Annotated in this window: 18 protein-coding genes; all 18 read right to left on the bottom strand. The window is 29.5% G+C overall.

All coding sequences use genetic code 11. The features are described from left to right. Entirely contained in the window at positions 1-2,013 is a 2,013-nt protein-coding gene (locus tag BTO07_RS11890; protein WP_087521437.1) for a fumarate reductase/succinate dehydrogenase flavoprotein subunit, read from the bottom strand. Positions 2,014-2,023: 10 nt separating this feature from the next. Further along, on the bottom strand, positions 2,024-2,701 hold the full coding sequence (locus BTO07_RS11885) for a succinate dehydrogenase cytochrome b subunit (RefSeq protein ID WP_087521436.1): 678 nt from the start codon (positions 2,699-2,701) through the stop codon (positions 2,024-2,026). 145 nt (positions 2,702-2,846) lie between these two features. Beyond that, positions 2,847-4,463 carry an aspartate:alanine exchanger family transporter gene (locus tag BTO07_RS11880; protein ID WP_087521435.1) on the bottom strand — a complete coding sequence of 539 codons (1,617 nt, stop codon included), beginning with the start codon at positions 4,461-4,463 and terminating at the stop codon, positions 2,847-2,849. 174 nt (positions 4,464-4,637) lie between these two features. Continuing rightward, positions 4,638-5,279 (bottom strand): DUF6973 domain-containing protein, encoded by a 642-nt coding sequence (locus BTO07_RS11875; protein ID WP_087521434.1) that lies wholly within the window; start codon positions 5,277-5,279, stop codon positions 4,638-4,640. Between the two features lie 69 nt (positions 5,280-5,348). Continuing rightward, a complete protein-coding gene (locus BTO07_RS11870) occupies positions 5,349-7,814 on the bottom strand; it encodes a chondroitinase-B domain-containing protein (protein ID WP_157663340.1) in 2,466 nt (821 codons plus the stop codon). A gap of 80 nt (positions 7,815-7,894) precedes the next feature. After that, on the bottom strand, positions 7,895-8,353 hold the full coding sequence (locus tag BTO07_RS11865) for a 3-oxoacyl-ACP synthase (protein WP_087521432.1): 459 nt from the start codon (positions 8,351-8,353) through the stop codon (positions 7,895-7,897). Next, positions 8,334-8,879 carry a YceI family protein gene (locus tag BTO07_RS11860; RefSeq protein WP_232457023.1) on the bottom strand — a complete coding sequence of 182 codons (546 nt, stop codon included), beginning with the start codon at positions 8,877-8,879 and terminating at the stop codon, positions 8,334-8,336. The genes BTO07_RS11865 and BTO07_RS11860 overlap by 20 nt, the downstream gene beginning before the upstream one ends. After that, complete coding sequence (locus BTO07_RS11855) at positions 8,864-9,973, bottom strand: NAD(P)/FAD-dependent oxidoreductase (RefSeq protein WP_087521431.1); 1,110 nt, start codon at positions 9,971-9,973, stop codon at positions 8,864-8,866. Before BTO07_RS11855 ends, BTO07_RS11860 begins: the two co-directional genes overlap by 16 nt. Beyond that, complete coding sequence (locus tag BTO07_RS11850; RefSeq protein WP_198342463.1) at positions 9,974-10,423, bottom strand: GNAT family N-acetyltransferase; 450 nt, start codon at positions 10,421-10,423, stop codon at positions 9,974-9,976. 146 nt (positions 10,424-10,569) lie between these two features. Next, positions 10,570-11,667, bottom strand: a complete 1,098-nt coding sequence (dinB, locus tag BTO07_RS11845; protein ID WP_087521429.1) for a DNA polymerase IV — start codon at positions 11,665-11,667, stop codon at positions 10,570-10,572. 105 nt (positions 11,668-11,772) lie between these two features. Next, entirely contained in the window at positions 11,773-12,612 is an 840-nt protein-coding gene (locus BTO07_RS11840) for an alpha/beta hydrolase family protein (protein ID WP_087521428.1), read from the bottom strand. Continuing rightward, the gene (locus BTO07_RS11835; RefSeq protein WP_198342462.1) at positions 12,609-13,166 is read right to left on the bottom strand and encodes a hypothetical protein; all 558 of its coding nucleotides are present in this window, start codon (positions 13,164-13,166) and stop codon (positions 12,609-12,611) included. Before BTO07_RS11835 ends, BTO07_RS11840 begins: the two co-directional genes overlap by 4 nt. Continuing rightward, complete coding sequence (locus BTO07_RS11830; RefSeq protein ID WP_198342461.1) at positions 13,163-13,867, bottom strand: hypothetical protein; 705 nt, start codon at positions 13,865-13,867, stop codon at positions 13,163-13,165. Before BTO07_RS11830 ends, BTO07_RS11835 begins: the two co-directional genes overlap by 4 nt. Before the next feature lie 17 nt (positions 13,868-13,884). Then, a complete protein-coding gene (locus BTO07_RS11825) occupies positions 13,885-14,943 on the bottom strand; it encodes a hypothetical protein (protein ID WP_087521426.1) in 1,059 nt (352 codons plus the stop codon). Next, entirely contained in the window at positions 14,940-15,482 is a 543-nt protein-coding gene (locus BTO07_RS11820; RefSeq protein WP_087521425.1) for an XAC2610-related protein, read from the bottom strand. The genes BTO07_RS11825 and BTO07_RS11820 overlap by 4 nt, the downstream gene beginning before the upstream one ends. Before the next feature lie 137 nt (positions 15,483-15,619). Beyond that, complete coding sequence (locus tag BTO07_RS11815) at positions 15,620-16,225, bottom strand: LysE family transporter (protein WP_087521424.1); 606 nt, start codon at positions 16,223-16,225, stop codon at positions 15,620-15,622. A gap of 51 nt (positions 16,226-16,276) precedes the next feature. Then, the gene (locus BTO07_RS11810; protein ID WP_087521423.1) at positions 16,277-16,903 is read right to left on the bottom strand and encodes a LysE family transporter; all 627 of its coding nucleotides are present in this window, start codon (positions 16,901-16,903) and stop codon (positions 16,277-16,279) included. A 150-nt stretch (positions 16,904-17,053) separates the two neighbouring features. Further along, positions 17,054-18,409 carry an NADP-specific glutamate dehydrogenase gene (gene gdhA / locus BTO07_RS11805; protein WP_442956787.1) on the bottom strand — a complete coding sequence of 452 codons (1,356 nt, stop codon included), beginning with the start codon at positions 18,407-18,409 and terminating at the stop codon, positions 17,054-17,056. Positions 18,410-18,504 lie beyond the last annotated feature (95 nt).

Genomic DNA, 18,504 nt, shown 5'->3' with positions numbered 1-18,504 from the left:
TTATTTATATGAACGTTGTTTCAATTCAATATCGTTAAACTCTAATTGTTCTTTGTGTAAAACTGCGTCTGCAGGTTCTCCTTTATATTCCCAAGCAGATACAAAAGCAAAATCTTTATCGTTACGTTTTGCTTCTCCTTTTTGCTCACCGTCTAATTCTACAGATTCTTCTCTAAAGTGTCCTCCACAAGATTCATTTCTTACTAAAGCATCTTTAGCAAACAATTCTCCTAGTTCTAAGAAATCTGCTACTCTTCCTGCTTTTTCTAATTCAGCATTCATTTCACTTGAAGTACCAGGAACCATTACGTCTTTCCAGAATTCTTCACGAATTGCTTTAATTTCTGCCATAGCAGCCGTTAAATCTTTTTCGTTTCTAGACATTCCTACTTTATCCCACATTACTTTACCTAAACGTTTGTGGAAATAATCTACAGTTTTTGTTCCTTTATTATTGATAAAGAAATCAATTCTGTCTTTTACTTCTTTTTCTACTTCATCAAACTCTTTAGTATCTGTAGGAATTTTACCTGTTCTAATATCATCAGATAAATAATCACCAATTGTATATGGTAATACAAAATAACCATCAGCTAAACCTTGTAATAAAGCAGAAGCTCCAAGTCTGTTTGCACCATGATCAGAGAAATTAGCTTCACCAATACAATATAAACCTTCAACAGTAGTCATTAAGTTATAATCAACCCAAACACCACCCATTGTATAGTGTGTTGCAGGATAAATCATCATTGGAGTTTCATATGGATTTTCAGCGATGATTTTTTCATACATCTGAAATAAGTTTCCATATTTTTCCTTTACAATTGCTTGTCCTAATTCTTTAATTTTTGCAGCTGAAGCATTTTCAATATTTTGAATTTTTGCTTGCTCACTTCCATAACGTTGAAAAGCAGAAGCAAAATCTAAATATACAGCTTCACCTGTTGCATTTACACCATAACCAGCATCACAACGCTCTTTTGCTGCTCTAGATGCAACATCACGTGGTACTAAGTTACCAAATGCAGGATATCTTCTTTCTAAATAATAATCTCTATTTTCTTCAGCAATTTCAGTAGGCTTTAATTTACCTTGTTGAATTGCTTTTGCATCTTCTATTCTTGCAGGAACCCAAATTCTACCATCGTTACGTAATGACTCTGACATTAACGTTAATTTAGATTGGTAATCTCCAGAACGTGGAATACACGTTGGGTGAATTTGTGTCATACAAGGATTTGCAAAGTATGCTCCTTTTTTATGAATTTTCCAAGCTGCAGTAGCATTAGAACCCATTGCATTTGTAGATAAGAAATATACGTTTCCATAACCACCAGTTGCAATAACAACAGCATGTGCAGAATGACGTTCTATTTCTCCTGTAATTAAATCACGAGCAATAATACCTCTTGCTTTTCCATCAACTTTTACAACATCTAACATTTCGTGACGATTGAACATCTCAATCTTTCCACGAGCAATTTGACGGTTCATTGCAGAATAACAACCTAATAATAATTGTTGTCCTGTTTGACCTTTTGCGTAAAAAGTTCTAGAAACTAAAACTCCACCAAAAGAACGGTTGTCTAATAAACCACCATAATCACGTGCAAAAGGAACTCCTTGTGCTACACATTGATCAATAATATTAGAAGAAACCTCAGCTAAACGATAAACGTTTGCTTCACGAGAACGATAATCTCCACCTTTTACAGTATCGTAAAAAAGACGATAATCAGAATCTCCATCTCCTTGGTAATTTTTTGCTGCATTAATTCCTCCTTGTGCTGCAATTGAATGCGCTCTTCTTGGAGAATCTTGATAAGCAAATGCTTTTACATTGTAGCCTAACTCTGCTAATGTAGCAGCAGCAGAACCACCTGCTAATCCTGTACCTACAACAATAACATCTATGTTACGTTTATTTGCAGGGTTTACCAAGTCTATTTTATTTTTGTAATCTGTCCATTTATCTTTAATTGGACCTTGAGGTACTTTTGAATCTAAAGCCATAGTTATAAGATTAATGGTTATGATTTAAGTGATGAAACAATGCAACAATTATAAATCCTAAAGGAATAATTATTGAGTATATTTTACCGAAATTTTGTAATGCTTTTTTTCTTCCTGCTGTAACTCCCATAGATTGAAAAGCAGATGTAAACCCATGTGCTAAATGCAATCCTAAGAATACAAATGCTACAGTATAAGCAGCAACTCTCCAGATAGGAACAAACTTCTCTTGTAATTCATGAAAGTATCTAAAACTACCATCATGCAATCCAGACATATCGCCTACTACATATTTTGTATTTAATTCTGGAATCCAGAAATCTAAAAAATGAATTACAACGAAAGCTAAAATAGCTATTCCACTGTAAATCATGTTTCTACTCATCCATGTAGAATTAGCTGCACCATTGTCTTTTGCATAGGCAACTCCGTTTGCTTTTTTGTTTTTTATTTCTAGAATAAAACCCAACACAAAGTGAAAAACAACTCCAAAAACTAATACAGGTTGCAGCGCAAATTGTACTAATGGATTTGTACCCATAAAATGGGATAACTCGTTAAAGAGGTCTTCACTAAAAAGTGATGTAATATTTACCGCTAAATGTATAATTAAGAAAAACATCAGGAAGAATGCAGAAAGCGCCATGGCTATCTTTCTCCCAATTGAAGATTTGAAAAATCCGCTCATTGTATTATTTTAGGTTAAAATTGTTGATAACAAATGTACTATTTAGATACTCTTCAGTGAAATAAAACACTGATTTTTTGGTTATTTAGAATCGTTTTAATAAAGGGGTTTCGCTATTTCATTGTTTATATATTTATGTGATTATTTATAGTATTGCCATGATTTCTGCCATAGCAATTATGAGAACTAGTGAAAAAGGATATACTGCTGCATAGGCAATTTGTGGCGCTTCAGATTCGGTCATTGAACCTGTTGCACTCAATCCTGGGGTTGATGTCATTCCTCCTGTTAAGGCACCTAATATAGATAAAAAGTTAATTTTAAGTAAAAAACGCCCAGTTAAAACTGTAATAATCATAGGCATCAACGTAATAAGTGCTCCGTAAAGAAAAAGAATAGCTCCATGTTCTTGAATCGCTAAAACTAAACTTTGACCCGCTTTTAAACCTACAGGAGTTAAAAATAATAACAATCCAAATTGTCTTAATATTTGGTTTGCTGGACCAGGAAGGTTCCAAATTACTGGACCAGTTTTTCCTTTCCAACTTAAAAATATTGAAGCAAGAAGTACACCACCTGTAAGGCCTAACTTAAGTTGTAAACCTCCTATTGGAATAGCTATAGAACCAAGAATAATACCTATCGCAATACCAAATGCAACGGGTAAAAAACTAGTTTGTCCAATTCTTTTTAAACTATCTCCAAAAAGTTGCGTTACTGCAGGTACATTTCCTTTAGAACAAGATATAAAAATTTTATCTCCATATTTAATTTTGGTTGTAGGATGAGGAGATAAATCTATACTTGCTCTTCTTATACGCGTAATTGTAGCAGAATAGTTTTCTAGAAGGTTTAGTTCTTGGATCGTTTTATTTACCACCGTATCGTTGCTTACTACATACCATTTTACATCATAAGTTCCACTTTTAGGAATTTCTATATCGGTAATTTTACCTAACAAAACCTGAATTCTATTTAATGCATTTACAGTCCCTACCGCTTTAATAATATCTCCTGTTTCTAGAATTGTTTTAGGTGTTGGAGAGAAAGGTGGTTGATTCGGCTTCATAATACGTGAAATATTCGCCTTTGTCATGAAACGTATTCTCAACTCATCAATTGTTTTTCCATGAACGTTTTCATTAGAAATAATCAAGTTTTTATTTATAACCATTGGCATTGAAGAACTCGATTTTTCTTCAAATTCATTTTCTTCTTTTTTGATATTTACCCTAAATAAAGAAGGTCCTAATTTCACAAATAGAATAACACCTAAAACCCCAAATGGATACGCAATTCCGTAACCAATAGAAGCTAAAGGAGAATGAGAAGATTGAATGGATGCCGCTAAACCTGGTGTCGATGTCAATGCTCCTGTTAGTAAACCACTCATCATATTCATATCTACATCATAGATGTAAGAAATAGATATCGCTGTAATTCCTCCTGTTATTACAGTGATTCCTGCCAAGACAATTAATTTTGTTCCTTGTTCTTTAAAAGAACTAAAAAAGGAAGGCCCCGCTTGCATACCAATTGTGTAAATAAACAAAACCAATCCCACACGTTGTATAATAGGTGGAATACTAAAAGTTATGCCTTTTAAATTATACAAATAGCCGAAAAATATAGCAACAAAAATAACAGCTGAAGTATCAAAATTAATCCCTTTTATTCGAACATTTCCAAGAGCAATTCCAAGACCGATAACCAGAAATAACACAAAATAATCTTTAGTGAGTAAGTCTGAAATAAGTTCCATATTTTGTATTGTTTAGTTTTATGAAAACCTGAATTATATTTACTTCAGCAAAAGTATGAATTTACTGAATGAAATTTTTATGATAAATATCAATTAAAGCCTTACTGTTATTGGTTATTTTAATTATATCTCCCCTAAGCACTATGTCTATTGACCGAATACGTTGTAGTGATTTTATTCTTTATTATAAGGGAGGTTTTTATCCTTTTCTGATGAAATTAAACACTTATTATTCTTCCATTTTCCTTTAAGTTCCTCTTTGGCAATGACTTCTCCTTTACAAGTTAAAAAATTACCCTTTTTATCCTTTTTTAGAATTTTAAGTTTCCCAGATTTAATAGCATTAATAATTCTATAAATTAATCCTTTTTTAGAGACTTTACTTCCTTTAGAAATCAATTTTATTCCTTGATCATTATTATATAAATCCATTTCTGATGCTATTTCATCAGGTACAACTCCGTCTTCTAATTTTCTTTTTTTATACGTTAAATAGTTTTCCTTTTCATGCGCTTTTCCTAATGAACAAGCAGCTCTTTTACCCATTTTTTGGGTTAATCTAGCCATCCAATAAGCATGTCTAAAAGCATCTACCTGACCACCAGAACCATCACCATCTAATACATCTGTTTTTGAAATAGAATCTGCAATTCGATTCGTTTCTTTAGATATTTTTAAAGATTTTTTTGCTTTAAAAGGATGAAATAATACCCAAGTTCTTTTTGGACCAGAAAGTTTAAAAAAATCTTTAAGACTTGATTGACCACTTGCAGAAATTGAAACAGTAAGGAATGCTAAAAGTAATATTTTCTTCATTAAAAAATGATTGTAAGTAAAATGTTTTTTTGTAAAAATAACGCTTTATAAATAAACGGTTTTTAGGAATTAGTTTTTTATAAATCGACTAAAAACATCTCTTACTTTTATAATATAGATTCCTGATGAAAGAAAACCAACTTCAATTTTTCCTAAAAGCTGATTTATATTTTTCTTTATCAATGATTTTCCATGAATATCAAATACTTCTACTTGACCAATTTTTTCTGTTTGAGATTTAATATTTAAAAAATTGGTATTTGTTGGTATAGGGTACAAAACAACACCAATTTCTTGTAATGAATTATCTTTTACACTTAAAGAAGCACAATTTTCATCACCAAAAACCTGAACTTCTTCATAACTATTCCAACCAGATCCTTCAGAATTTCCATATCCAAAAACTCTAACATATCTTACTTCAGTATTTGATGGAAGAGGAAAATCTTCGAACCCAACTGTAGTTCCAGAACTTGTTAAAACATTAGTTACATCTGTATAAGTTACATTATCATTAGAAGTCGCTATTTTAAAACTTGACGATCTAGAATTTCCTTTATGAAAATAAATTTTTACACTTGTCACTGTTCTTTTACATTGCAAATCGTACGTTAAATATGCTGATCCATCACTAGAATTTGCAGACCAACGTGTATCATCAATATCATCTAAAGTATTTTCTGGAATATTTGGGTCTTGTGTACCAACACCTGTAACTGTTAAATCTGTAATTGAAACAGCGTCATCAATACTAAATGCATCAATAGATTGATTTACAATTATTGTTGCTGTTAAAGTTCCATCATTTTCAGAAACAGTAATAGTTGCAGTTCTTAAAGATCCAGAATTATTTTCTGATGCTGTTATTTCAATGGTTTCATTATCACTTCCACTTAAAGTATTTAATTCTAACCAATCGGCATTTTCAGAAACCGTCCAATTAATATTAGAATTAATATAAAAATTTAAAGTTCCTCCAGAAATGGCATAATTTATTTCATTTACCGATGTTGATAATCGGTTAGATTCTCCAGATAAAAAACCTATTTTTTCACCAACATCTTCAACTTTATATGGAAAATTTTTTCCGTTTGAATTTAATTCTTCTGCACCAGCATCAAAATTAGAATCTCTTGTTCCTCCAAGAATATCATCACTCAAAAAAGAATAGTTACCAACTCCCGAATTTACTGCTGCACTTGCTGAACTAATTCTATAAAAACCGGTTCCTGTTTCTAATAAATCCGCAGAAACTGTTTGATTGTTATTTGTACCATTTGTTAAATCCCAATTTCCATTCTGGTTGATATTTCCTTCAGAAACAGAACTTCCTATCGGATTCGTTTGTAAATCGTAAGCGCTAATACTTGTATTTAACATGATATTATTTGCTAAAATGATGTTTTCTGGCGCCAATGTTAAATCCGATTTTACTTTCGTTCCAATTCTTACACCATAATCACAATTCACAAAAGTGTTATTAACAATTGTTGCATTTTTCACTTGATAATATCCATTTAACTCAGAATCTGGTCTTCCGTTTGTAATGTTAATTCCTCCAGCAGTATTTGTTTTACTTCCACTTGGTTTTAAAGAATTTACACCTTCAAAATAATTATTATAGATTTTATGATCTTCTCCAATCACTCTAACTCCACCAGAAAGAAGATTGTTATTTGCGAAAAAGTAGTTGTTAAAAACCTCAGAACCATTACCATGTCTTAAAGTTAAAGTTCCTTGATAATCGCTAAAAGTATTATTGTAATACTTATTTTTTCCGCTTTTGTTTGATATAATTTCCACTTCACCAGACCAATCATAAAACAAGTTATCATACACTTCTGTATAAGAATCGGATAATGATGTAGAACTATTACCTATTCTAATAGCGTCTTGATCATTCAATTCATTTACAACGCCAACAGGAGTTCTTGAAGCAAAATAATTATGATGAATTTTTGTGTAATCTGGGTTTGTATCATTTCTATTATCATTAATAATACTTCCAATTCCGTATTTACCAACAAAAGAACTATGACTTATTTCATTGTTTTGGCCATAAACAATAACCCATTTAAAAGTATCTGTAGCTTGGGTTGAAGTACCATTATAACTATCAATTTTAATATTGTTTACAACACAATTATTACACTCATTATTACTAGCATCTCTAAAAGCGATGATAGGATCTATTCTATCTCCACTAGAAACTAAACTTGATGGATTCTGAAAAACAAAACCTTTAAAAAAGATATAATTTCCACCTAATTGAATGTTAGAATTTCCTTCTATAAAAACCTGACCCACATTTTCTGCCCTTAAAATAACTGGGTTTGCAGCTGTTCCGTTTTTATTGATACTAATTTGAACGTTTGTCCAAACTCCGTTTGATAAAACAATTTCTGACCCTGCAGAAGCGTTAGAAATTGCTGCTTGTAATTCTGAATCGTTATTAACGAGCGTTTGTGCTTTTAAATTACCACAAAAAAGGATTGCAATAAAAAGTAATAGTATTTGATAAGAATATAGTTTCATTTTGTTGTTTTTAAATTGGTTAACCAATTTTTATATTGTAAAAATAACAAACAAAATTTAAAAACAATCTTTTTGAAGATTTATATAATATTTTTAATTTGAAAAGTTTTTCCGTTGAAAGTAAACTCCTCATTGCGTTTTTTACCCAATAACAGTTTTCCAATAGGTGATGATAAAGAAATTGCAAAATAGATTTTATCTTCAACCATTATTTTTCCTGTAGAAATAGACAGAAAATAATTAGCAAAATCTGTTTCAACAATACTGCCTAAATGAGCGATTTCTGTCTTTTTTGAAATATTAATTTGAGCCAAAATCAATTTCATTTGATTAATTCCAGCAAGTTGTTGTCCTGCTTTTTCCATTTCTAGTTGCAACATTGCGCGCCCAGTTTCATGCTTATCACCAGCAGAACTTTTAGTTTCTGATTGCAATGCTTTTTGGTTCGATGAAATGATGTCTTCGACAGTTTTTGAACGTTTGTTTACAAAGTCTTGACATTCTTTAAAAAGAACTTCTTTAATTTTTAGTTGCAACATATATCATTTTAATATTCACTTTTTTAGAAAGTACAAAACTACTTCCTCCAACTCCAAAATACTTTCTATTAAGAACAAAATTAGCAGAAATTGTAACATCCGTTTTTGCTTGCTTTACTTCTAAAGGAACTTCCATCTTTTTTTCGACACCTTTTATAAACAGAGAACCTTTTATCAAATATTTATCGTTAGTATCTTTTATTATTTCAGAAGATTTAAACACAATATTTGGATGTTTTTCAACATCAAAAAAATCTGATTTCAATAAATGTTCCTCCATACTTTTAGAGCCCGTAGAAATCGATTTTACGCTAATTTCTGCATTCAAAAAACTCTCTTCTAAATTACTAGAATTAAAGTTACTTAAAAATGAAAAATCACTAAAACTACCATCTACATTAACTCCAAAATTTTTTATTTTAAAGGTAATTGTTGTTTCTGTATTATTTTGAACCAACTCTTGAGAAAAACAAGTGAAAGCACTTAAAACGAAAACCAATACTATATATTTTAATCTAATAAACATGCTAATTTTTTTCCTATTAAACTTCCTATTGCAATACCCATACCACCTAAGCGAACTCCACAAAAAACATTTTCTGAAACTTCTTTAACAATTGCTTTTTTCTGATTTCCAACTCCCATAATTCCACTCCATCTATGTGCAATTTCAAAATTTATATTTGGTAAAACCGTTTCTTTTAAAATAGTTTCTAATTCATTCTGAATGATTTCTGTTTGCCCAAATTCAGTAGTTTCTTCCGTTTTAAAATCAAGGTTTCTTCCTCCTCCAAATAAAATTCTATTATCTATATTTCTAAAATAATAATACCCTTTATCTAAATGAAATGTTCCTTTTATATGTAAATTTTTAATTGGTTTCGTAATTAAAACTTGTGCCCTTGCAGGTGCTACTTTTTCATTTAATAATTTATTTGAAAAACCATTGGTGGCTATAAATAATTTATTGGTTTTAAAGTTAATTTTATCCGTTTTTACTTCAACAATATTATTTAAATCAGAAAAACTATCGACTGTAATATTATTTAAAATTTTTACACCTAATTTTTGAACCTTATTCAATAATTCAAAACTCATTTTTCCGGTATCAAGCTGACCTTCAAAATTGTTTGTAATGTACTTTGGATGTACTTTTTGAAAATTAAATTTATTACTACAAACCGAAAAAACATCGTCTTTAAAAATTGGTTTTAACAACTCATTTATTTGATTTTTATTCGAAATACATTCCTCAAAAAAATCTTGAGAATCAAATAATTCGAATCCTTTATTTTGTTGAAAATCAATGTTTTTATCACCTAGGTTTTTACGCAAAAGCGCTAATCCTTCCCAACGTTTTTTAACCAAATTATAAACTTCTTCTTCTGTATGAGAATTTAAATCATCGATAATTTCTGATAAACTTCCAAAACAAGCAAAACCTGCATTTTTAGTAGTTGCTCCTTGAGGTAACATTCCTTTTTCTAGGATTAAAACCTTCGCTTTTGGGTATTTTATCTTGAGCTCTAAAGCACAGTTTAACCCCACAATTCCACTACCAACAATAGTAAAATCGATGTTTGTAAACCACTCTTTTAATTCCCAATAACTATAGTTCATTTAAAATGTTTTTTCAAAACAAATACTGTTTTCCATTTTTTTATATTGCCCGTAATTTGAAATAATTTTATAATCACATTTATGATAAAAACCAACTGCCTCTACTTGTCTTTTTCCTGTTTCTAAAATACAACTTTTAAAACCCAATTCTTTTGCCCAAACTTCTAATTCAGTTAGTATTTTTTGTGCAATTCCTAAACCTCTTTTTTCAGTAGCAACAAACATTCTTTTTAATTCAACAGAAGTTTCATCAAACTTTTTAATTGCTCCACAACCAACAGCAACTTCATCAGCATAAATTACAACAACATTTTTTAAAACATCAATATTATTAAATTGATTGTAAAAATCATGTTCGTCGCCATCCATAACTTTTAAATACGCATCTAATTCTTTTACCAATTTGATAAAATCTGGATGTTCTGAATTTGTTCTGATAATTTTAATCATAATTTATGTTTTTTGTCATTTAGAAATGAGGTTTTTAAGCGATTGAGAAATCTCTTAAGATTTCTCCTCATTAGCTTCACGAGATACTTTCAATCAAATACATTTTGATTTCAGTAGCGTTCTAAAGAACACTTTGCTGATAATACTTAAAGATACTTAGTATCAAAATCGAACTTTAACTGAACCCAGAAAGGGTCTTTTTTTATCGTATTTAAATTACTAAACGACAAGCCTAATAATCGAACTGAATTTACTAATTTATCTTGAAACAATAATTCTTTTACCACAGGAAAAAACTCTTTTTCTGTCTGCATAAAATTAGCTTTCGTTTTGCTTCTTGTCTGTTGTGTAAAATCTGAATATTTAATTTTTAAGGTGATTGTTTTACCTTTTGTATCCGATTTTATCATTCTTTTCTCTAACTCTTCTGCAATTTTTTCTAACTCTTCTATCATAAAAATTTCTGAAGAAATGTTTTCTAAAAAAGTACGTTCTGCTGCAACAGATTTTCGAATTCTATTTGGTTTTACGGGGCTGTTATGAATTCCTCGAACAATATTATAATAATGACCGCCAGATTTACCGAAGAGTTTTACCAATTCTTCTATCGATTTTTTCTTTAAATCGTTACCCACAAATATTCCTAGATTATACATTTTAGCTGCGGTAACTTTACCAACACCGTAAAATTTATTCACCTGCAATTCTTCTAAAAATTGAAGCACCTCTTCTGGATGAACCGTTTTTTGCCCGTTAGGTTTGTTTATATCAGAAGCTACTTTGGCTATAAATTTGTTAATAGAAATTCCTGCGGATGCCCTTAAACCTGTTTCATCAAAAATACGCTGTCTAATTTCTCTCGCAATTGTATTTGCAGACGGATTTCCTTTCTTATTTTCTGTAACGTCTAAATACGCTTCGTCTAAAGAAAGTGGTTCTACCAAATCTGTATACTCGTAAAATATTTCTCTAACTTTTAATGAAATTTCTTTATAACGCTTAAAATCTGTGTTTACAAAAATTAAATGCGGACATTTTTGTTTTGCTAAAGTGCCACTCATTGCAGATTTTACTCCGAATTTTCTTGCTTCATAACTTGCTGCGGAAATAACTCCTCTTCTACCTTCGCCACCAACTGCAATTGCTTTTCCCCTTAATTCTGGATTGTCTAATTCTGCTACCGATGCATAAAAAGCATCCATATCTACATGAATTATTTTTCTAAAAGGAGGTTGTAATTCCATGTTTCGAAAGTACGAAAAGATGTTGTTTGTCATTGCGATTTTAAGAAGCAATCTCATTTTAAATAGACAGATTACTTCATTCGTTCCTCATTCGTAATGACAATTTTATTTTAAAAAGTTAATACAAAAATTTGTTGTCTCTTCTAATTCTTTTGATAGGTTTCCTTGTTTCCAAGGATGAGAAACATTAAAAACATGATTTGCTTTTTCTATAATTTTAAATTCACTTTTTGGATGCCACTTTTTTAAACTTTCTGCTTCATTAATCAATACAGAAGTATCATTATCTCCATGAATTATTAAATGTGGAATCTTTAAATTTTTTGTTGCTTTTTGAACATCTAAACGTTCTTTATTCTGAATAAAGTCTTCGTAAAACTGGTAGAAATGAGGCATATTTTGCTTTGTTCTTCCATTTAAAACATATTTTACACCTTCAGTTTTCCATTGATCTAAATCGCCAACAGTTGCTGTTCTTTTTTCAAAATCGCAAACTCCAGCAAGTGTAATTACTTTTTTAACTCGAGTATCTTCATTCGTTTTTAAAAGTACAATTCCTCCACCTCTACTATGACCAATAATTGAAATATCATCTAGATTTACTTTCTCTTTAAAATCAGAATTTGTAGAAACCCAATCGATAATACTACCTAAATCATCTAGTTCTTTAGAGTAATTATTATTACCAAAAGCCTCTAAATCTGGGAAATCTATTGGTTGTTCAACTGTACCTCCATTATGAGAAAAATTAAATTTAATAAAGAAAAAACCTGCATTGGCAAAAGACGCTGCCATTAAATTCCAAGCTCCCCAATCTTTAAAACCTTTATAACCATGACAAAAAATCACCACTTTTTTTGGTTGATGATCTTCTTTGTAAAAAACATCTGTTACAATTGGTTTGTTATGTTTTCCTTGAAGGATGTTATTTTTAGTGATTTTCATATAATTGGTGTCCAGTTTAATTCTTTTTCAATTAGTTTTCTATATTTTGTTTCAATCTGAACAGGTGTTTTTCTAATGTATTCTTCTGCTAAAGCGCTCTTATTTCCTTTTAAATTCCTCAAATAATCACATCTTTCATTTGATGAAATCAATAGATTTTCTACCAACCATTTTTCACCTAAATTAGTCCAAATAACGGCATCGAAATCAGTTTTATGAATCCATTCTCTAATTTTTGTTTTGAATTGAAATTTTTCTGGCATAAAATCGCCTGACGTTTTATCATAATACCCAATACTTTTTCTACCTGAACCTTCTCTTATCGCAAGGTTTAAAATAGCTTCATTTACAGTTTTGTATGTTGATAAAGCGTATAACGTTTTTACTTCAGTTCCATCAGAAGTAATAACTAATGTTAATCTACCATCTGTAGAAATTCTAGCAAATTCTATAGGTAAAATTGGCCCATCATTTTCCCAATCAAACTCTTTATCAAACGCTAATTCTTTGGGTTGCCAATATAACGAACCCCAACCTAATATTGCTATTTTCATAATTCTGATTGTTTACAAATGTGATTCATTTTTGTTCTGAAATTTTTTCTTAAATCTTCTATTGATATTCCTATTTCTTCAAACTTTTTTCCATCAGCAATGGCTTTACTATACTCTTCAAGTAGTTCTTCTAATTTTTCTTGAAAATTATTTCTATAGATTATGTTATTACCATCATCATATTCATAACACTTATCATTATTCTCCTTAGCAACTCTTATAATCCAATTACCTTTTGTTTGAGTTTCGTGTAGTAAACCACAACGAACCTTTGAATAAAAATCACCACCATTAATATTATCAAAAGAATCACTAAAGTCTTTAAAAAATTGCTCAAAAATATAGCCATTTTTTATATTTTCTCCCTCTTGATCTTTCACAACAAGTATCTTTTCTTTACAACCTGTTTCTTTCCACCATTTATTCTTATCAAACATCCACCCATTAATAAAACACTCAAAAGTTTCTATTAAAGAACATTGTAGATTTACCATTGCAAAACCTTCACCTTCGTTTAGGTTTAAATTTTGTATTGCGTGTATTGGTGTTAAGTATCTTGTTTTTATTCGTTCTTCAAAAAAGTGTGCTCCTAACCCCCATAATTCATCATTTTCGGGTTTTAATTTTTCTTTTAACTCATTCCATTCATCAATAGTTAAATTTCCTGCTATTTTCATTTTTTTCTCTTCCACTTTTTTCATTTTTGATTAATCGTAATCTAATCTTTTATAATTGAGCCGTTTTCAAATAGAATTAATTTAACTTTACAAATAATATTGACCTTATTGTTTTTACTATAGTTTTTTAACCTGACAAGCTTTGAGTCTTTTTTACTGTTGAATTTAACTGAGAATATTTTATTTAAATAAAGATCACCTGAATGTCCTAATCCACTTTTTAATTCAATCGTAAGGTTTTCATGTTTATACAACTCTTCTTTAAAAGAATCTTCAATTATTAAATCGAATCTTATAGCTTTTATTTTTTGTTCACTGAGATCTCGTCTTGAAATTTGATAAAACTCAATTTCAAGTTTAGTATCATTGTATTTATCATATACATTTGACCACATACAATCTTTTGTAGAAACCCAAACCAGATCTTTAGGTTTTGAAGAGAATGTAATAGAGTCTTGAAAACTAATCCAATATTCTTTATAGTTTTTCATTTCGTATACTATTTTCACATCTCTCTCCTTTGGTTTTTGATAAATTATTCTTTTTGCTTTTCTTAAGGTTGGAATTTCAAAAATTATTTTATAATTATTTTTTAACCAAATAGCTTTTTTACCAGAAATATATCTTTCATCAATTTTATCTGCTACTGAAAAAAAATCTTCTGATGTATATTCGTTTATAATCAATAGAGAATCTGGTTTGCCATTTATCTCAAGAAAACTATCGAACAAATTATCAACTTTTTCTTTAGAAATTTCCCCATTATTTCTATAAATTTGACCTTGCTCAATTGTGTCTTTTCCTATTTTAAATTCTATTCTTCTTAAACTTCCAAAACTATAATTACTAGTGTAACGCTCTTCGTTTAAATAAACCCCCATTTCTTGTTCATTTTTTTTATGTTTAAAAACATAACCAATACTACTTATCTCATTTGGTCTATTTTTATATTCTTTAAAAATTTTAAACGTTTTATTTTTAATCATTTCTTTTAAGAAATCATTTTTTGATATTTTTCCAAAAGCAATGTTTTCAAAAGGGTCAGATGTGTTTTTGCAGCAAATTAAACTTAAACTTATCAATATTAAAATTCTTTTCATCTTCTCTCTATCTCAATTAATTTATTCCCTTCAATTTTAAATAATTCTCTATTATCGCCATTCCCATCAGGTTGTGTAAGAATACGTTTATTGGTTTTATCTATTTTCTGAATTCTTAGATAATCCCAAGTTTCAATATGCTCATATTTGTTTTTAGTAGGGTTATACAAATAGTATTTTTCCCAAGTATTTTTTCCTGAATCTATTGGAACAGTAAAATCTATATAGCCATCTAAATTATAATCATAAAAACGAAATACAATTCTATCTAACGCAGTTGGGTCTTCCATATTTTTAAAACTATTCATACATTGTCCATCCTTATAAATTTGTAGCTCTTCGATACCTCCATAATGACTTTCAAAATTTGAAGAATAACTCAGTTTTTTATCCCAAGTAACAATAAACTTAAAATTATTTACTTTAAATATTTGAGATTTATTTACTGTTTTAAAAACAATATCCTTGTCTTTTAAATCTAAAAGTTGAGCATTTAAGAAGCCTGTATATAATAAACACAGTAACATTACTTTTTTCATTTTTAATTTTATTTACAACCTGTAAGTTAACAAAATACTACGTAAATCATTACGGTTAACCGTAACTGTTACAAACAAAAAAACCTCACAAAAAGTATGTAAGATCTTAATTATTTTTTAAAAAAGTAATTCGTAAATTATATTACAAATTTAATGAATGTAAACGCAGCAAAACTAGTTGTAATAAAACTTAATATTAAATTGATGTGATTTGTTAAATTTCCCGTTTTTTGTTGAATGAAATTTGCAAATCTTCCATATAAATATAGGATAAAATACGTGCCAATTACAGATCCTATAACAAATAATAATGTAGAAACAATATCGAAACTAAAAAGATTAAAAGTCATTAAAAATGCTGCTGCACCGGACAAAAAAGGAATTGCAAACATGTTTAATGTTGATAAAAAAATACCCATAAAAAAAGAGTTCTTTATACGGATTTCAATTTGTTTTTTCTCTTTCTTATTCTGCTTGTAAAAATAAACGGATAAGAAAAGCAACACTACAATTCCTACTTTTTCTAACAGATCTATAAAAGCTGGATTATCAGAAAGATATTGTATGATATAAATGGAAATATAAGCTTGTATAAAAACAACTAACGAAACACCTAAAATAAATTTACTAAACTCTCTTTTGCTGCCATCTAAACTAATTTTTAGAGCAGTCATATTTAATACACTTGGTAGCGTAAAACCTAAAAAGGAAAAAATAAATCCAAAGAAAAGAAGGGAGATCATATTATTTTGTTTGATACTAAATCTGTCGAATTTTTGTATCAAAAATTACTTTCAGGAATTAAAAAACAGTTTTACAATCGAAATAAGAGCAACTAAAGCAGTTAAAATACTTAGAATTATGTTGATGTCTTTTGTTAACTTTCCTGTTTTACTCTGAATGGTTTTTGCAAATTTTCCATATAAAAAAAGGATATAAAAAGTACCAATTATAGAACCCAAAGTAAAAAATAGCACTGGAATTAGATCGAAACTAAATAATTTAAAAATATCTAAAGTTATTACTGTTCCAATAAAAAAAGGAATTGCAAACATGTTTAAAGTAGACAATGTAATTCCGGTTAAAAAAGGATTTTCGTTTTTAGTATTTACTCCTTCAACCTTTATTTTACTTTTTTTAGATTCTTTGTAAAAATAATAAGACAACAGGATAAAAATAATAATTCCTGCTTTTTCTAGCGTTTCTAATATTTTAGGATTTTCTGCAATGTATTTGGTTAAAATAACAGCAATATAAACTTGTGGAATTACAACAACAGAAACCCCTAAAGCATACTTATTAGCTGCATCTCTACCTTTCTCTAAACTAATTTTTAAAGCAGTCATGTTTAACATACTTGGGGTAATAGAACCCACAAAAGAGAAAAGAAATCCGAAGAAAAAAAGAGAAAAAAAGAGCATCAATAAAAATTAATATGAATATTTAAACACAAAGAACGCAAAGACTAATTACTAAAAACCAATAACTAACAACTTTTTTTATCAATTGGACAAAAAAAACGCACCAAATAAATTGATGCGTTTCATTATTTAAATTTAATAAATATTTTTCTAAACAACTCCTTGAGCTAACATTGCATCTGCTACTTTAACAAAACCAGCAATATTTGCACCTGAAATATAATCTACAGAACCATCTTCTCTTGTTCCATATTCTACACAAGAATCATGAATGTCTTCCATAATATCTTTTAGTTTTTCATCAACCTCTTTACGAGACCAACTTAAACGTAAAGAATTCTGACTCATTTCTAAACCAGAAGTTGCAACACCACCAGCATTTGATGCTTTTCCTGGAGCAAATAAGATTTTTGCTTTTTGGAATTCTTGAATTGCTTCTGGTGTAGAAGGCATATTTGCTCCTTCAGAAACACACATACATCCATTTTTAACTAATTCTATTGCTTCCTCTCCATTTAACTCATTTTGAGTTGCACATGGTAAAGCAATATCACAAGCAACAGACCAAGGTCTTGCTCCTGCAACAAATTTTGCGTTCGGATATTTTTCTACATATTCACCAATTCTTCCACGTTTTTCGTTTTTAATAAACATAACGTGTTTTAGTTTTTCTGTATTAATTCCTTCTTCATCTAGAATATAACCACTAGAATCTGACAATGTTAAAATTGTTGCTCCTAATTCTATTGCTTTCTCAGCAGCATATTGTGCTACGTTTCCAGATCCAGAAATCACTACTTTTTTTCCTTCAAAAGAATCGTTGTTTCTTTTTAACATATTTTGAGCAAAGTATACGTTACCATAACCTGTTGCTTCTGGTCTAATTAAAGAACCTCCCCAAGAAGCTCCTTTACCAGTTAAAACACCTGTAAATGTAGTTTTCAACTTTTTATACATACCAAACATGAAACCTATTTCTCTTGCTCCAACACCAATATCTCCAGCAGGAACATCCGTATTATGGCCAATATGTCTAAATAATTCACTCATAAATGCATGACAGAAACGCATAATTTCATTGTCTGATTTTCCTTTAGGATCAAAGTCAGAACCACCTTTTCCTCCACCCATTGGCAAAGTTGTTAAAGAGTTTTTAAACACTTGTTCAAATGCTAAAAACTTTAAAATACTAGCGTTTACAGTTGGGTGAAAACGCAAACCACCTTTATACGGTCCAATAGCAGAATTCATCTGAATTCTATATCCTCTATTTACTTGAATTTCATTTTTATCATCAACCCAAGCTACTCTAAAAGATATTTGCCTTTCTGGTTCTACCATTCTTAAAAGAATGTTTTTACCGAAGTAAATATCGTTTTTTAAGATATAAGGAATTACAGTTTCTGCAACTTCGTGCACAGCTTGTAAAAATTCTGGCTCATGGCTATTTCTTAGTTTAACCAAGTCCATGAATTCATCAATTCTAGATTTAATATTTTTATCCATGTTTTTTTATGATATTAATAAAAATTTAACGGCGTAAAGATAATAAATTTTCAATATCACAAAATTAAAAGTTTCATAAAATATTAACAGAATAT

The organism is Polaribacter sp. SA4-12 (genome assembly GCF_002163675.1).
GTDB lineage: Bacteria > Bacteroidota > Bacteroidia > Flavobacteriales > Flavobacteriaceae > Polaribacter.
This window is presented reverse-complemented; position numbering and strand designations above follow the sequence as displayed.